At 73.5% G+C, this 13,033-nt stretch carries 14 protein-coding genes; 3 read left to right on the top strand and 11 right to left on the bottom strand.

The window, feature by feature from the left end; translation table 11 throughout:
- Positions 1-90: 90 nt before the first annotated feature.
- Positions 91-768 carry a response regulator gene (locus FH715_RS19600; protein WP_139647117.1) on the bottom strand — a complete coding sequence of 226 codons (678 nt, stop codon included), beginning with the start codon at positions 766-768 and terminating at the stop codon, positions 91-93.
- A 70-nt stretch (positions 769-838) separates the two neighbouring features.
- Complete coding sequence (locus FH715_RS19595) at positions 839-2,050, bottom strand: sensor histidine kinase (RefSeq protein WP_139647115.1); 1,212 nt, start codon at positions 2,048-2,050, stop codon at positions 839-841.
- A gap of 97 nt (positions 2,051-2,147) precedes the next feature.
- On the opposite strand from FH715_RS19595, the gene FH715_RS19590 reads away from it, so the two are divergent.
- Positions 2,148-3,149, top strand: a complete 1,002-nt coding sequence (locus FH715_RS19590) for an SAM-dependent methyltransferase (RefSeq protein WP_139647113.1) — start codon at positions 2,148-2,150, stop codon at positions 3,147-3,149.
- Between the two features lie 12 nt (positions 3,150-3,161).
- Here the strand turns inward: FH715_RS19590 and FH715_RS19585 are convergent, their stop codons facing one another.
- A complete protein-coding gene (locus FH715_RS19585) occupies positions 3,162-4,256 on the bottom strand; it encodes an NADH-quinone oxidoreductase subunit D (protein ID WP_246108853.1) in 1,095 nt (364 codons plus the stop codon).
- 254 nt (positions 4,257-4,510) lie between these two features.
- On the opposite strand from FH715_RS19585, the gene FH715_RS19580 reads away from it, so the two are divergent.
- Together FH715_RS19580 and FH715_RS19575 are read left to right on the top strand one after the other, a co-directional pair.
- Entirely contained in the window at positions 4,511-5,023 is a 513-nt protein-coding gene (locus FH715_RS19580) for a PH domain-containing protein (RefSeq protein ID WP_139647109.1), read from the top strand.
- Positions 5,020-6,372, top strand: a complete 1,353-nt coding sequence (locus FH715_RS19575; protein ID WP_139647107.1) for a PH domain-containing protein — start codon at positions 5,020-5,022, stop codon at positions 6,370-6,372. The genes FH715_RS19580 and FH715_RS19575 overlap by 4 nt, the downstream gene beginning before the upstream one ends.
- 24 nt (positions 6,373-6,396) lie before the next feature.
- On the opposite strand, the gene FH715_RS19570 is transcribed toward FH715_RS19575, so the two are convergent.
- The 8 genes from FH715_RS19570 to folP all read right to left on the bottom strand — a co-directional run bounded on the left by FH715_RS19570 (position 6,397) and on the right by folP (position 12,800).
- A complete protein-coding gene (locus FH715_RS19570; RefSeq protein ID WP_139647105.1) occupies positions 6,397-6,741 on the bottom strand; it encodes a hypothetical protein in 345 nt (114 codons plus the stop codon).
- Positions 6,742-6,757: 16 nt separating this feature from the next.
- Positions 6,758-7,393 (bottom strand): hypothetical protein, encoded by a 636-nt coding sequence (locus FH715_RS19565; RefSeq protein ID WP_139647103.1) that lies wholly within the window; start codon positions 7,391-7,393, stop codon positions 6,758-6,760.
- Entirely contained in the window at positions 7,390-8,775 is a 1,386-nt protein-coding gene (locus FH715_RS19560) for a hypothetical protein (protein ID WP_139647100.1), read from the bottom strand. Before FH715_RS19560 ends, FH715_RS19565 begins: the two co-directional genes overlap by 4 nt.
- Positions 8,772-10,295 carry an AAA family ATPase gene (locus tag FH715_RS28315; RefSeq protein ID WP_170184770.1) on the bottom strand — a complete coding sequence of 508 codons (1,524 nt, stop codon included), beginning with the start codon at positions 10,293-10,295 and terminating at the stop codon, positions 8,772-8,774. Before FH715_RS28315 ends, FH715_RS19560 begins: the two co-directional genes overlap by 4 nt.
- Positions 10,295-10,582: a type VII secretion target gene (locus tag FH715_RS19550; RefSeq protein ID WP_139647099.1), complete on the bottom strand. Its 288-nt coding sequence runs from the start codon at positions 10,580-10,582 to the stop codon at positions 10,295-10,297. Before FH715_RS19550 ends, FH715_RS28315 begins: the two co-directional genes overlap by 1 nt.
- Before the next feature lie 33 nt (positions 10,583-10,615).
- The gene (locus FH715_RS19545) at positions 10,616-11,320 is read right to left on the bottom strand and encodes a hypothetical protein (protein ID WP_139647097.1); all 705 of its coding nucleotides are present in this window, start codon (positions 11,318-11,320) and stop codon (positions 10,616-10,618) included.
- An 86-nt stretch (positions 11,321-11,406) separates the two neighbouring features.
- Positions 11,407-11,913 (bottom strand): nuclear transport factor 2 family protein, encoded by a 507-nt coding sequence (locus tag FH715_RS19540; RefSeq protein ID WP_139647095.1) that lies wholly within the window; start codon positions 11,911-11,913, stop codon positions 11,407-11,409.
- Positions 11,910-12,800 (bottom strand): dihydropteroate synthase, encoded by an 891-nt coding sequence (gene folP, locus FH715_RS19535; protein ID WP_211367715.1) that lies wholly within the window; start codon positions 12,798-12,800, stop codon positions 11,910-11,912. Before folP ends, FH715_RS19540 begins: the two co-directional genes overlap by 4 nt.
- Positions 12,801-13,033 lie beyond the last annotated feature (233 nt).

Here is a 13,033-nt window from a genome sequence, read left to right as displayed (position 1 = left end):
TCTCTTCCTGGTCGAGCGTTCCGGTCCTTCCCCTCGGTACCGGACGTCCCCCACATGCTACGGCGCCCGGCCGGCGCGCGGGCCGTCCGGCTACTGGCCGCCGGCCCGCACCAGGCCCGCCTCGTAGGCGAGGACGACGGCCTGGACGCGGTCGCGGAGATGGAGCTTGTTGAGCACGCGCCCGACGTGGGTCTTCACGGTCGCCTCCGAGACGACGAGCCGGGCCGCGATCTCCGCGTTGGACAGGCCCTGCGCGATCAGCAGCAGCACCTCGCGCTCGCGGTCGGTCAGCAGGTCCAGCTCCGGGGTGCGGCGCTCCCGGGGGTCGGGGAGGAGGGTGACGAAGCGGTTGAGCAGCCGGCGGGTGGTGGTGGGCGCGACGACCGCGTCGCCGCTGTGGACGGCGCGGATCGCGCCGAGCAGCTCGTCGGGCGGCACGTCCTTCAGCAGGAAGCCGGAGGCGCCGGCCTGGAGCCCGGAGAACGCGTACTCGTCGAGGTCGAAGGTGGTCAGGATCAGCACCCGGGGCGATCCGGGCCCGCCCTCGCGGCCCTGGCAGATCCGGCGGGTCGTCTCGACGCCGTCCAGCCTCGGCATCCGCACGTCCATCAGCACCACGTCGACGGCGGTGTCCCGCAGCCGTTCCAGCGCCTCGACGCCGTCGCCCGCCTCGGCGACGACGGCGATGTCGGGCTGGGCGCTGAGCACCATGCGGAAGCCGGTGCGCAGCAGGGCCTGGTCGTCGACGAGCATCACGCGGATCGGCATCGGGCAGTCCTTCGCTGGGTGGCGCGGGTGGGAACGCGGGGGCGCGGGTCGGGGTGGGCGGTGCCGGCGCTCACTGTCCGCCGTTGAGCGGCAGGGTGGCGCTGATGCGGAAGCCGCCGCCGGGGCGGGGGCCGGCGACGAGCAGGCCGTTGACCATTCCGACGCGTTCCCGCATCCCGATCAGTCCATGCCCCTGGCCGTCGGCCCCGCGCCCCTCGTACAGCTCCTGCTGCGCGCCGCGCCCGTCGTCCTCGGCGAGCACGGTCAGCGCGTCGCCCCCGTACTCCAGGGCGACGGTGGCGCCGGCGTCGGGGCCGCCGTGCTTGCGGGTGTTGGTCAGCGCCTCCTGCACGATGCGGTAGGCGGTCAGCTCGACGCCGCTGGGCAGCGGCCTCGGCGTGCCGGAGACGCGGAAGTCGACGGGCAGGCCGGTGTCCCTGACCTGGTCGACCAGCTCGGTCAGCTGCTCGACGCCGGGCTGCGGCACGTAGTCCTGCGCGCCGACGGAGCTGTCCTCGGTGCGCAGCACGCCGAGCAGCCGGCGCATCTCGGCGAGCGCCTGGCGGCCGGTGCCGGAGATGGTGCGCAGCGCGTTGAGGGTCTGCTCGGGGGCGCTGTCCAGCACGTAGGCGGCGCCGTCGGCCTGGACGACCATGACGGAGACGTTGTGCGCGACGACGTCGTGCAGCTCCCTGGCGATGCGGGCGCGTTCGGCGGCGACCGCCATCCTGGCCTGCGTCTCGCGCTCCAGCTCCAGGCGGGCGGCGCGCTGCTCCAGCTCGGCGTAGTAGGCGCGGCGGGTGCGCAGCGAGTCGCCCAGCACCCAGGCGAGGCAGAAGGCGACGGTCAGGAAGGCGCAGGAGATGATCATCCCGGCGAGCGTCTGCTCCTCGGGCTCGGGCCAGCGCACGGTGGAGAGCACGGGGGCGGCGACGGAGGTCAGCAGCCCGAGGCGGGAGGCCCAGCGCTCGGGGCGGGCCGCCACGGTGAAGATGATCATCAGCAGGGCGAAGTTCGCCGGCAGCGGCGGCACGTCGACCGCCAGCTGGAAGAGGCCGAGCACGATGGCGAGGCCGAGCATCTGGCCGGGCCAGCGGCGGCGGAGCATCACCACCGCGCCCAGGCCCGCCAGCGTCACCACGGCGCCGGCCTCGGACCCGTCGTACTCTCCTCCCTCGAAGGGCAGGGCCATCACGAAGAAGGAGGTGAACACGAGCACGAACGCCCAGCAGCCGTCGACCCAGGTCGGGTGACGGCGGAGAAAGTCATAGAGCCGGTTCACTTCACCCAGCGTATGCACTGGGAACGGCCGGGGAGTCAGCCCGGCGACCGATACAGGAAGCGTTCAACTACTCCTCAAGGTGGACGGAGACCCTCACATGCCCGGCCCCGTGTCCGACCGGACGGCCGTCGAGGGGTGGCGTGCGGCGATGGAACGCGCCCTCTACGGGCCGCGTGGCTTCTACCGCGAGCAGCCGCCCTCGGCGCACTTCAGGACCTCGGTGCACGCCTCGCCGCGCTTCGCCGGCGCCGTGCTCGAACTGCTGCGCAGGGTGGACGCCGCCCTGGGACGGCCCCCCGAACTGGCGTTGGTCGACCTCGGCGCGGGCCGGGGCGAGCTGCTCGCCGGGGTGCTCGCCCAGGCGCCGCCCGAACTGGCGTCGCGGCTGCGGCCGTTCGCCGTCGAGAAGGCGGACCGGCCGGCGGGGCTCGATCCGCGGGTGGTCTGGTGCGCGGAGCCGCCGGAGGGAAGCGTCGGGCTGCTCTTCGCCAACGAGTGGCTGGACAACGTGCCGCTTGAGGTCGCCGAGACGGACGCGGCCGGCGTGGTCAGGCGGGTGCTGGTCGCCGGGGACGGGACGGAACGGGCCGGGCCCGAGCCGGACCCGGCGGAGGCGACGTGGCTGCGCCGCTGGTGGCCGCCGTCGGGGCGGCCGGGCGAACGGTTCGAGATCGGGCTGGCCAGGGACGCGGCCTGGGCGGGCGCGGTGGCCACGCTGGCGCGCGGGCTGGCCGTCGCGGTCGACTACGGGCACACGGCGGACGACCGGCCCTACGGCGGCACGTTGACCGGTTACCGCGGCGGGCGGGCGGTGGCGCCCGTGCCGGACGGGCGGTGCGACCTGACCGCCCATGTGGCGCTGGACTCCTGCGCCTCCGTGCGCCCCGGCGGGCGGTTGCTCGTGCAGCGCGAGGCGTTGCGCGCGCTGGGCGTGCGCGGGGCGCGTCCGCCGTTGGCGCTGGCGAGCGGCGATCCGGTCGGCTATCTGCGGGCGTTGAACGAGGCGGGTGAGGCCGCCGAGCTGACCGACCCGGCGGGGCTGGGCGGCTTCCGCTGGCTGCTGCACCCGGTGGGCGTGGCGGCGGACGGCCTGTTCTGAGGGGGCGCTCCGCTACTTGTCGATGTCGCCGACCACGAAGAAGAACGAGCCGAGGATCGCCACCATGTCGGCGACCAGCGTGCCGGGCAGCAGCTCGCGCAGCGCCTGGATGTTGTTGAACGAGGCGGAGCGCAGCTTCAACCGGTGGGGGGTCTTCTCCCCCTTGGAGACGAGGTAGTAGCCGTTGACGCCCAGCGGGTTCTCCGTCCAGGCATAGGTGGCGCCCTCGGGGGCCTTGAGCACCTTCGGCAGCCGCTGGTTGACCGGCCCGGGCGGCAGCTCGGCGAGGCGGTCGAGGCAGGCGTCGGCGAGGTTGAGCGCGTTCGCCGTCTGGTCCAGCAGCACCTCGAAGCGGGCCAGGCAGTCGCCCTCCGTCCTGGTCACCACGCGCAGCGTGTCGGCCAGTTCGCCGTAGGCGAGGTAGGGCTCGTCGCGGCGCAGGTCGAAGTCGACGCCGCTGGCGCGGGCGATCGGCCCGCTCACGCCGTAGGCGCGCGCCGTCTCGGGGCGCAGCACGCCGACGCCCCGGGTGCGGGCCTGGAACACCTCGTTGCCCAGCACCAGTTCCGACAGGCGCGGCAGCCCGGCGCGTGCCTCGGCGACGGCGGCCCTGGCCCGCCCGGTCCAGCCGGCCGGCAGGTCCTCCTTGAGGCCGCCGACGCGGTTGAACATGTAGTGCATCCGGCCGCCCGAGACCTCCTCCAACACCCTCTGGAGGCCCTCGCGTTCGGTGAAGGCATAGAAGATGGGCGTCAGCCCGCCCAGTTCGAGCGGGTAGGAGCCGAGGAACATCAGGTGGTTGAGCACCCGGTTCAACTCGGCGAGCAGCGTGCGCAGCCAGACCGCGCGTTCGGGCACCTCCATGCCGAGCATCCGCTCGACGGCGAGCACCACGCCCAGCTCGTTGGCGAAGGCGGAGAGCCAGTCGTGCCGGTTGGCGAGCACCACGATCTGCCGGTAGTCCCGCACCTCGAAGAGCTTCTCGGCACCTCGGTGCATGTAGCCGACGACCGGCTCGGCCTGCGAGATCCGCTCCCCGTCGAGCACCAGCCGCAGCCGCAACACCCCGTGGGTCGACGGGTGTTGGGGACCGATGTTGAGCACCATGTCGGTGCTCTCGGCCGCGCCGCCGACGCCGACCGTGGTGTGGGTGGCCGTGCCGGCCCCCGCCGCCGTGCCGAACGTGCCCGCCGTCTCCGTGTCCGCGCTGCCGGTCTCCGCCATGCCGGTCAGTCTGTCACCAGGTCGCCCCCGACGTCTGCGGCGTCGCGCGCGCCGCCGGCCCCGGCGGGCCGCCCCGACGGCCGGCGCCCGGGCGCGAACGGCCGGGGGATCCGCCGGGAACGACCTAAGCTTCCGACATGGACACGGTTGCGCGGGGGCCAGGCGGCGACGGCGGCCCCGGGCCGGCGGACGAGGGCTGGCGGCCGATCGAGGCGGGGGTGCTGCGGCTGCGCCGGCTGCTGCTGGCGTGCTGGCTGGGGCCGTTGGCGCTCGCCGCCGCCGTGCTGCCCCCGCTGCTCGGCGCGCCCCTGTGGGCGCTGCTGGTGCTGCCGGTGCTGGCGGGCGGCGGCTGGGGCTGGTGGGCGCTGGCGCGCAACTGGCTGTCCTGGGGCTATCTGGAACGCGACGACGACCTGCTGATCAACCGCGGGGTGCTCTGGCGCCAGCTGACCGTGGTGCCCTACGGCCGAATGCAGTTGGTCGAGGTCACCTCGGGGCCGTTGGAGCGCCGCTTCGGGCTGGCCAGGCTCCAGCTCCACACGGCCGCCGCCGCGACCGACGCCACCATCCCCGGGCTGGCACCCGCCGAGGCGGAACGGCTGCGGGACCGCCTGACCGAGCTGGGCGAGGCCCGATCGGCCGGCCTGTGAACCCGCCGGACGAGGCCCCGGGCGAAAGGGCCGCCGTCGAGATCCCCAGCGGCCAGGGCAAGCGGCTGCACCCGCTCACCCCGTGGCGCCGCGCCTGGGCGCCGCTGGCCGGCCTCTTCGCGGTCGCGCTCCAGAACGCCGGGGAGGTCCGCGACCAGGCGGAGGGCGCCGGGCTCGGCTGGCTGCTGCTCGGCGTCGCCGTGCTGGTCCTGGGCGCCACCGCCTACGGCTATCTCTCCTGGCGCGTCACCCGCTATCTGGTCACCGACACCGAACTGCGCATCCGCACCGGGCTGTTGTTCCGTCGCACCGCGCATCTGCGGCTGGACCGCATCCAGGCGATCGACATCTCGCGCCCGCTGCTGGCCAGGGCGTTCGGCGTGGCCAAGCTCAAGATGGACGTGGTCGGCTCGGGCTCCCACGACGAGCTGGCGTTCCTCGCCGAGCGCGAGGCGACCGAGCTGCGCGCCGAACTCCTCGCCCGCGCCGCCGGGATCGCGCCCGAGGCCGCGTCCAGCGCGGGCGAGGCGCCGGCGCGGGAGCTGCACCAGGTGGACTCGCGGATGCTGGGCTGGTCGCTGGCGCTGCTCGGCAGCGCCTGGGGTTCGCTGCTCGCCGCCGCGGTGGCCACGCCGTTGATCTGGCTGGCGACCGGCAGCGTGCTGCCGGCGCTCGCGGTGCTGCTGCCGCTGCTGGCCGCGATCTGGCGCGGCAGCCTGGGCGCGTTCCTGACGCAGTACGGCTGGACGGTCAGCGAGTCGCCCGACGGGCTGCGGCTGGACCACGGGCTGCTGCAACGCGACCACGCCACGGTGCCGCCGGGGCGGGTGCAGGCCGTGCGGATCGTGGAACCGGTGCTGTGGCGCCGGCGCGGCTGGCTGCGCGTGGAGTTGGCGGTCGCCGGCGAGGGCAACGAGGGCGGCATGCTGCTGCCCGTCGGCACCCGCGAGACCGCCCGCGCGCTGCTGGGCCGCATCCTGCCGGACGTCGACCTGGACGAGACGCTGGCGACGGTCGACGCGGCGCCCACCCGCGCGCGTTGGGCGGTGCCGGTGTGGCGCGTCGGCTACGGGTACGGCGCGACCGAGGCGGTCTTCGTCGCCCGCCACGGCCGCCTGCGCCGCACCCACACGCTGGTGCCGCACGCCAAGGTGCAGAGCGTGCGGCTGGCGCAGGGGCCCTGGGAACGGCGGCTGGACCTGGCCTCGATCCATGTGGACCAGGGCGCCAACGGGACGGCGACGGCGCGGCTGCTGGACGCGACCCGCGCCTCCGACGAGGTGGCCCGCCAGGCCGACCGCTCCCGCCTGGGCCGCCGCACGGCGACCCCGGACCGCTGGCTGACGTAGGCCCCGTCGACCTGGGCAGCCGCGTCAGCCGACCTGTCCCCCGCCGGTGGCGACGAGGTGGAGGAGGGCCTCGGCCGCCGACTTCACGTGGGCCGAGTCGCCCGGCAGGACGAACACGCCGCGGGCGCCCCAGCCGGGCGCCGCGTTGTACTTGGTCCCGTTGACCGTGAGCGAGACGCTCTTGCCGCCGGTGAACCGGATCTTCTTGGCGACGACCTGGTGCAACGGGCCGCTGTCGATGGGCTGCCGCTCGGAGTCGAGCAGGGTCAACGTGCCCCGGTCGACGACGAGAAAGCCGTGCTGCGCGAGGGGCCGCAGCCCCTTGCCGATCTGGACCTGCTCGAAGACGAACTCGGGATCGGTCGTCATGGGGGGTTCTCCGGCTTCACTGAGGGCTGATGGTCAGCGTCTGGGCGATGTCGTCGGCCGTCTCCGCCATCGTTTCCCCGAGGGTGGGGCTCGGCCAGGTGACGGTCAGTTCCACGAAACCCCGGTCGTACCCCGGGGGCACCACGTAGTAGGAGACGTACTCGATCATCGAACGTCGCCCGTCCTCCGCCGGTTCCTCCAGGATCAGCTCGTGCACCCGGCACGTCGGCCCCGCCGGCAGCTCCACGACGCTGACCAGCGGGTCCCGGAACCGGTACGGCTGCGGCTGGGCCGCCAGTCGGGCCATCGCCTCCACGGTGCGGACCTCCGGCGGCGTGGGCACCGGCGCGCAGAACGCGGTGACCGGCACCAACGGCCGGGACTGCAACGGCTCCGGGGGCACGTACACGGCGACGGGCGACGCCTCGCGCGCCCTCGCGCCCTCCCAGATCGCCCGCAACTCCGGGTAGACGGCCTCCGCGTAGTCCTGGCTGTACTCGCCACCCCGGTCGGCGACGGCCTGCGCGACCCGTTCGGCCGCGTCGTCCTCCGCCATCTCCAGCGGGTGCCAGAACTCCTCCGGGTGCTCGAAGGAGGCCACCCAACGGGTCGCCCCCGCCTTCGTCACCGCTATGCCGGCCGCGTCGGTCACGACCTCTCCTCTCCGTGCTTGTCGAGGCGCGCGCCGTGAGCGCCCCCCGTGGCGCCCACCCCCTCCGGCGGCACCAGAATGTTGAGCTTCCACTTGCGGTAGGCGCCCCGCACCGCGTAGGCGGGGACGGCGATCAGGAACGCGCCGGCCAGCACGGGGTAGAAGGGGGCCCACGCGAGATCCCACACGAACAGGCCGTAGACGAGCGAGAAGATCCCGAAGGTCATCGCCCCGGGGGTCTCGGCGGAGTAGGCGACGAGGCGCTCCTGCCGCGCGTAGTGCTTCGCACGCCAGACGCCGGCCGTCCTGTCCTCCCGCTGCCTGCCGGGGAACGCCCTCAACTGCTTCTTCCGGATGCCGAGTCCGGCCTGCCGGCAGAAGTCGCCGAGCGCGACGAGCCGCGGATCTCCGGCGAACCAGGTGTCCCAGTGCAGGAACGCGTGCACCGTCTCCCTGTCGTCCACCAACGCCACGCCCCAGGGCTGCCCTTTGTCCTCCAGCACCACGGCCTCCCGCAGCCCGAGCACCGGGTCAGCCGGCGGCGGCATGAGCCGCATCATCCGCTGCGCGGTGCGCAGTTCGACGGCCTCGGCGGTGAGCCGCAGCGCGCTGCGGTCCAGGAACGACCGGGTGACGGGGACGCCGGGCCTGGGCCTCAGCTCCGCCGTGGCGACGGTGCGCCCGGCACGCGTCCCGGCCAGGCCCAGCACGGCCGCGGGAACGACGGTGACGAGGGCGATGAGCAGGAAGGGCACCGAGGCCATGGCGTTGCGCCACTCCGCGCCGGGAGGGGCCCAGGAGAAGAAGAACAACAGCAGCGAGGCGAAGGCCGGAGCGGCCCCCGCCGTCCTCGCCAACTCCGGCCCCGGCCGCAGCGGGCCCGCGAACCCCGCCGCCCGGGGCGGCTCCTCCTCGTCCTCCGCCGCCACGTGGACGGGGATGCCGTGATGGCGCAGGAAGGGGGCGAAGCCGGAGCGCTCCAGAAACCCGGCGCTGTCGATCCCGGGCGACGGGGAGTCGACCGAGTACGCCCGGGTGTTGGCGTCGGGCGCCTCAAGGGTGAGCGGCCAGCCCCCGGCCGGCAGCCAGTCGCTGACCGCGAGGCAGGCGAGCGCCCGCCCCGAGCCGTCCAACAGATGGAGGCAGCCACCGGCAGGGTTGATCTTGCCCTTCCGACGCACCCGGAACGCGGAGGGACAGAGCCTCCCCGTCAGATGCGTCGCCGAGGCGACCCCCTCCGGGCCCAACGGCCAGGAGCGGGAACGCCGGCGCTGCCGCACCACCAGCCGGTCGCCCTCGACCGTGATCCGGGCCCGGCGCAGCACCCCCCAACGAACCAGGGGGCGTTGCGCCGGGAAGACGGCCGGCTCCACCGGGTTCATCGGGCCATGGCCTCGCTCTCGTCGTAGGTGAGGTCACCGGTGTCGGTGAAGTCGCCGACCAGCGGGTGGTCGCCGTCACCGAGCCCCGGCCAGTTCCAGAGGGAGTCGACTCCGGTGACCGCGAAGAGTCCGATGTTGCCAGAGATGGCACCCGCGCCGGCGGCGCCTGCGCCCAGCCCGCTGGAGACGCCGAGCCCACCGACGGCGGCTCCCTCCCCGGCCGCCCGGCCCAGCGCCAGCGCGTCCCCGGCGGCGTCCGCCTGGCCGAAGAACTGGTGCGCCCCCGCCTGGAGTCCGCGCCCGAGGCCGGCCTCGGCGAAGGTGCTCGGGATGTTCCGCAGGCCGGCCAGGCCCTGCGAGAAGCCCTGGCCCCAGTTGGAGCCGCTGCCCAGCACCCGCAGGTTGCCGGCCATGTCGGCGCCGAGTCCGCCGAAGGCGGAGCGGCCCCAGCCGAGCAGCCCGGAAGGACGGGTGAACGTGGTGCCTGCGCGGCCGGCCAGCGTCGCGCCGTCGCCGACGATACCGGCCGCGTAAGCGTTGCGGGCCGCCCGGTTGGCACCGGGAGCCCCCTGCATGACGCTGCGGAACGCGCCGAAGCGGGCAGTGCCGCCGGCGGCGCGCAGCATCGGGGTCACCGCGCGGCCGATGCCGAAGGTGACGATGCCGACCACGTCGAGGGCGAAGCCGACCCAGTTGCCCGAGAGGGCGTTGCCGACCAAGGAGAAGACGGTGGCCACCAGCGCGATGGCGCCCAGGATGCCGGCCAGCGCCTGGCCGACGACGGGTATCCAACTCACCAGCAGCGCGAGGACCCCGCAGATGGCGGCGATTCTCCCCGCCCACTCGCCGATCATGATCAGGAAGTCCTTGAGCCCGTCGAAGAACGCGCCCACGTGGTCCCAGAAGCCGTCCTTGAGGCCGTCGCCGCCGATGAAGTCGCCGATGGCGTCCGCGGCCCGCTGGGCGGCCTGGTCCTTGGCCTCGACGATCCCCGCGAGCTGAGTGCGCAGCTGGGTCAACCGGCCCTGCTGGTAGTCGAGTTGGCCCTGGAGGTTCTCGACCTCGCGGTTCGCCTCCTCCTCGCGGTCCTCGGCGTCGTCGGCGTCCGAGTCGCCGGCCCGTTCCGCGTCGGCCTCGGCGCCGTCGATGCGCCCGCCGAGGCTGTCGATCTCGGCCTGGACCTCCTGGGCCTCCGTGCGCAGCCGCAGGCTCTCGGACTGCGCGTCCTCCAGCTCGGGCCAGTAGCCGGCCAGCGCCTCGGCGGCGGCGTCGTAGCGGCCGTACGCCTTCCACACGTCGTCGGAGACCTCGGTGGACTTCTCGCGGAACGCGGTGCCGGCGTCGGACTGCCAGCCGTCCTCGCTGTCGGTGACGTCCTCCAGCAGCTCCTTGGCGCGCCGGATCGCGTCGGCCGTGCGCCGGTAGCGGGCCGCAGCCTCCTGGACCATCTCCCAGTCACCGGGGACCGGGTCGCGGCCGTCCTCGGTCAGCGGCTGCCAGTCGGCGGGACGCGTGCCCATCAGTTACCACCCTGCAGTGCCTCGGCCAGCTCGGACTCGATGCCGTCGTACCCCTCGGCGGCCTTGATGGCCTTCTCCGCGAGTGTGCGCAGGCCGTCCATGAGCTTGTCGCGGTGCACTCCCCAGTTCTCCGCGAATTCTTCAAGTTCGTGTGCGAGACCGCTGTGACTCACCTGCTCGGCGTAGTCGGACGCGGCGTCCTCGGCGTTCTCGAACTCGGTGGCTATCAGGCGCAGTTTCTCCCCGAGTTCCTGGACTTCGCTGACTGTGATATCGAGGTCGGACATTCCCCCTCCTTCTGCTGCGGGCCCGGCAGATCGTTACTCGGACCACCGGAAAGAAGCCGCGATGGCATCGAACATCTGGACCTGCGCATCCGCCAACTCCTTCAGCGGTGCACTGAAAGTGAGGACCAGCCACGCGGTGGAGTGGGGAACCGGCAGGAAGAACTCCAGCAAGGTGTTGGGACGTTCCTTGTCCTGTCCCAGTTCCACCGAATCCTCGCTGAGTTCCTCCCGGCGGCTGCGCACCGCCTCGCCGGCGGGAAGGGTCACGACGGAGACCGAGGCGGCGTCGCCGTACCGGTCCCGGATGCCGTCGGCCAGCAGCGACACCGGCATCTGCCGCGGCAGCGACGGGTTCTCCGGCTCCGCGGTCACCATGAGGCTGGCGGGGATGGGAATGCCCATCACGGCCTCGGTCGCGAGATATATCTCAATCGCCTCGCGCTGCGAGGCGTTCTGGGTGACCTCCGTCAGCAGCTCCCGCAACTCGTGACGCTTCACAGCGAACTCGTCACGATTCGGATAGGCCATGTCGACCAGGATCTGGACGGCCCGCGTCCGCTTTTTCTCCGAACGGAGCGGAATGCGGAACCAGTCCGTCGGAGTGATCATGCGGTAACGCTTCGGAGGGCCATCCTGGCCCTTTTCGCCCTCCGTTGGGGAGATTTTCGCCGACTGTTCAGGCGTCGCAGCGCCGCCGCCCCCGTTGTCGAACGCCACGCGTTCTTCCGCCCGTGCCACGCGGAACTCTCCCGTCAGATGAAACTCTCGCTTACCACTCTTCGCATCCAATCAGCCGGACGCGAGGAAGGGAAGCGCGGTTCCCCTCAGCCGATCTCGGTCAACCCGCCGCCCTCGTCGCGGTCGTCGGAGCCGCCGCCCTCTCCCTCCCCGTCGGAGTCCTCGTCCTCCCGGTCGATCAGGACGGGCGAGCCGTGGTGCGCCCAGACGCGCCACTCGCCGTCCTCCGCCCTGCGGAAGACGTTGGTGGCCACCACCAACCCGCCGACCAGCGGCCCCACTTCGCCCTCCTCCTCAGAGGGCCCGCCGCTGAGGATGTTCTCCGTGCAGGTCACCAGCGCCGTGTCGCCCAGCACCGAGACCTCGACATCCGTGAGGAAGAACTGGATGTAGTCGGTGTTGGCCATGATCAGCGCGTAGGAGCGCAGCACCTCGGCCCGCCCGCTGATCACCGGCCAGCCGGGGTGCACCACGCTGATGTCGTCGGTCAGCCAACACTCCGTCAGTGCGTCCAGGTCGCCGTGCTCGATCGCGTCGTAGAGCGCCGTGTTGGCCGCCGCGACCGCCTCGATGTCGGTGCTCGCTCCGGTCATGCCGCTCCCTCCCCGCCGTCGCCCACCCGGCGGTCCGCCTCGTCGATGGCCCGGGCCACCCGGACCGCGTCCGCACTGGCCCGTGCCTCGTGTACCCGCACAGCCCACGCGCCAGCCGCGGCGGCGAGCGCGGAGACGGCCGCGGTCGCCGCGTCGCGCTCCCGCGCGGGCGGCGGGGCGCCGTCGGGGCCGGCGAGCACCCGGCCGAGGAACCGCTTCCGCGAGGCCGCGACCAGCAGCGGAAACGGCAGGTCGGCGCGGATTCTGCCGAGCGCCGCGAGCAGCGCCAGGTCGTGCTCGGCGCGCTTGGCGAAGCCCAACCCCGGGTCGACCACCAGCAGCTCGGGCGCGATCCCGCCGGCCACCGCGCCGGCCAGGCTCTCCCTCAGCTCGCCGACCACCTCGCCGACCACGTCGGCGTAGACCGCCCGGTCGTTCATGTCCACGCTCTGCCCGCGCCAGTGCATCACCACGAACGGCACGGCGCGTTCGGCCACCAGCGGCACCATCGCGGGGTCGGCCCTGCCGCCGCTCACGTCGTTCACCATCCGCGCGCCGGCGTCCAGCGCGCGCCCGGCCACCGAGGCGCGGGTGGTGTCCACGCTGACCAGCACCCCCCGGTCGACCAGCTCCCGCACCACGGGCAGCACCCGGCGCAGTTCCTCCGCCTCGTCCACCCGGGTGGCCCCCGGGCGGGTCGACTCGCCACCGACGTCCACCAGGTCCGCGCCCTCGGCCACCAGATCGAGCCCCCGTTTGACCGCGGACTCCGGGTCGAACCAACGCCCGCCGTCGGAAAAGGAGTCGGGTGTGACATTGACCACCCCCATCACCGCACAGCGGTCCCAGCGGGGCAGACCTGTCACCTGACCATGCGCGATGCTCATGGCCCCAGGGTAGGCGCAGGTGATCGACGTCCGACCGACCCTTCACCGGGCCCGCGCCCCGCGTTCTCCACCCCTTCGCGGGGAACAGGTCCGCCGGGACCGGCGCTGTTCCCCATGCCCCGGCGGAGCCTCCGGCGGGCGCGGGTAGATTCGAACCCCCGGGCGGTGAGCACCCGAACGGGACCGGCGGCGCACGGGGCACCGGAGCGCGCGCACCGGTCGGACAAGACCAG

The sequence above is a fragment of the Streptomyces sedi genome (assembly GCF_006335015.1).
Lineage (GTDB): Bacteria > Actinomycetota > Actinomycetes > Streptomycetales > Streptomycetaceae > Streptomyces > Streptomyces sedi.
Note: the sequence above shows the minus strand (reverse complement) of the source record. Positions and strands in the feature narration are given on the sequence as shown.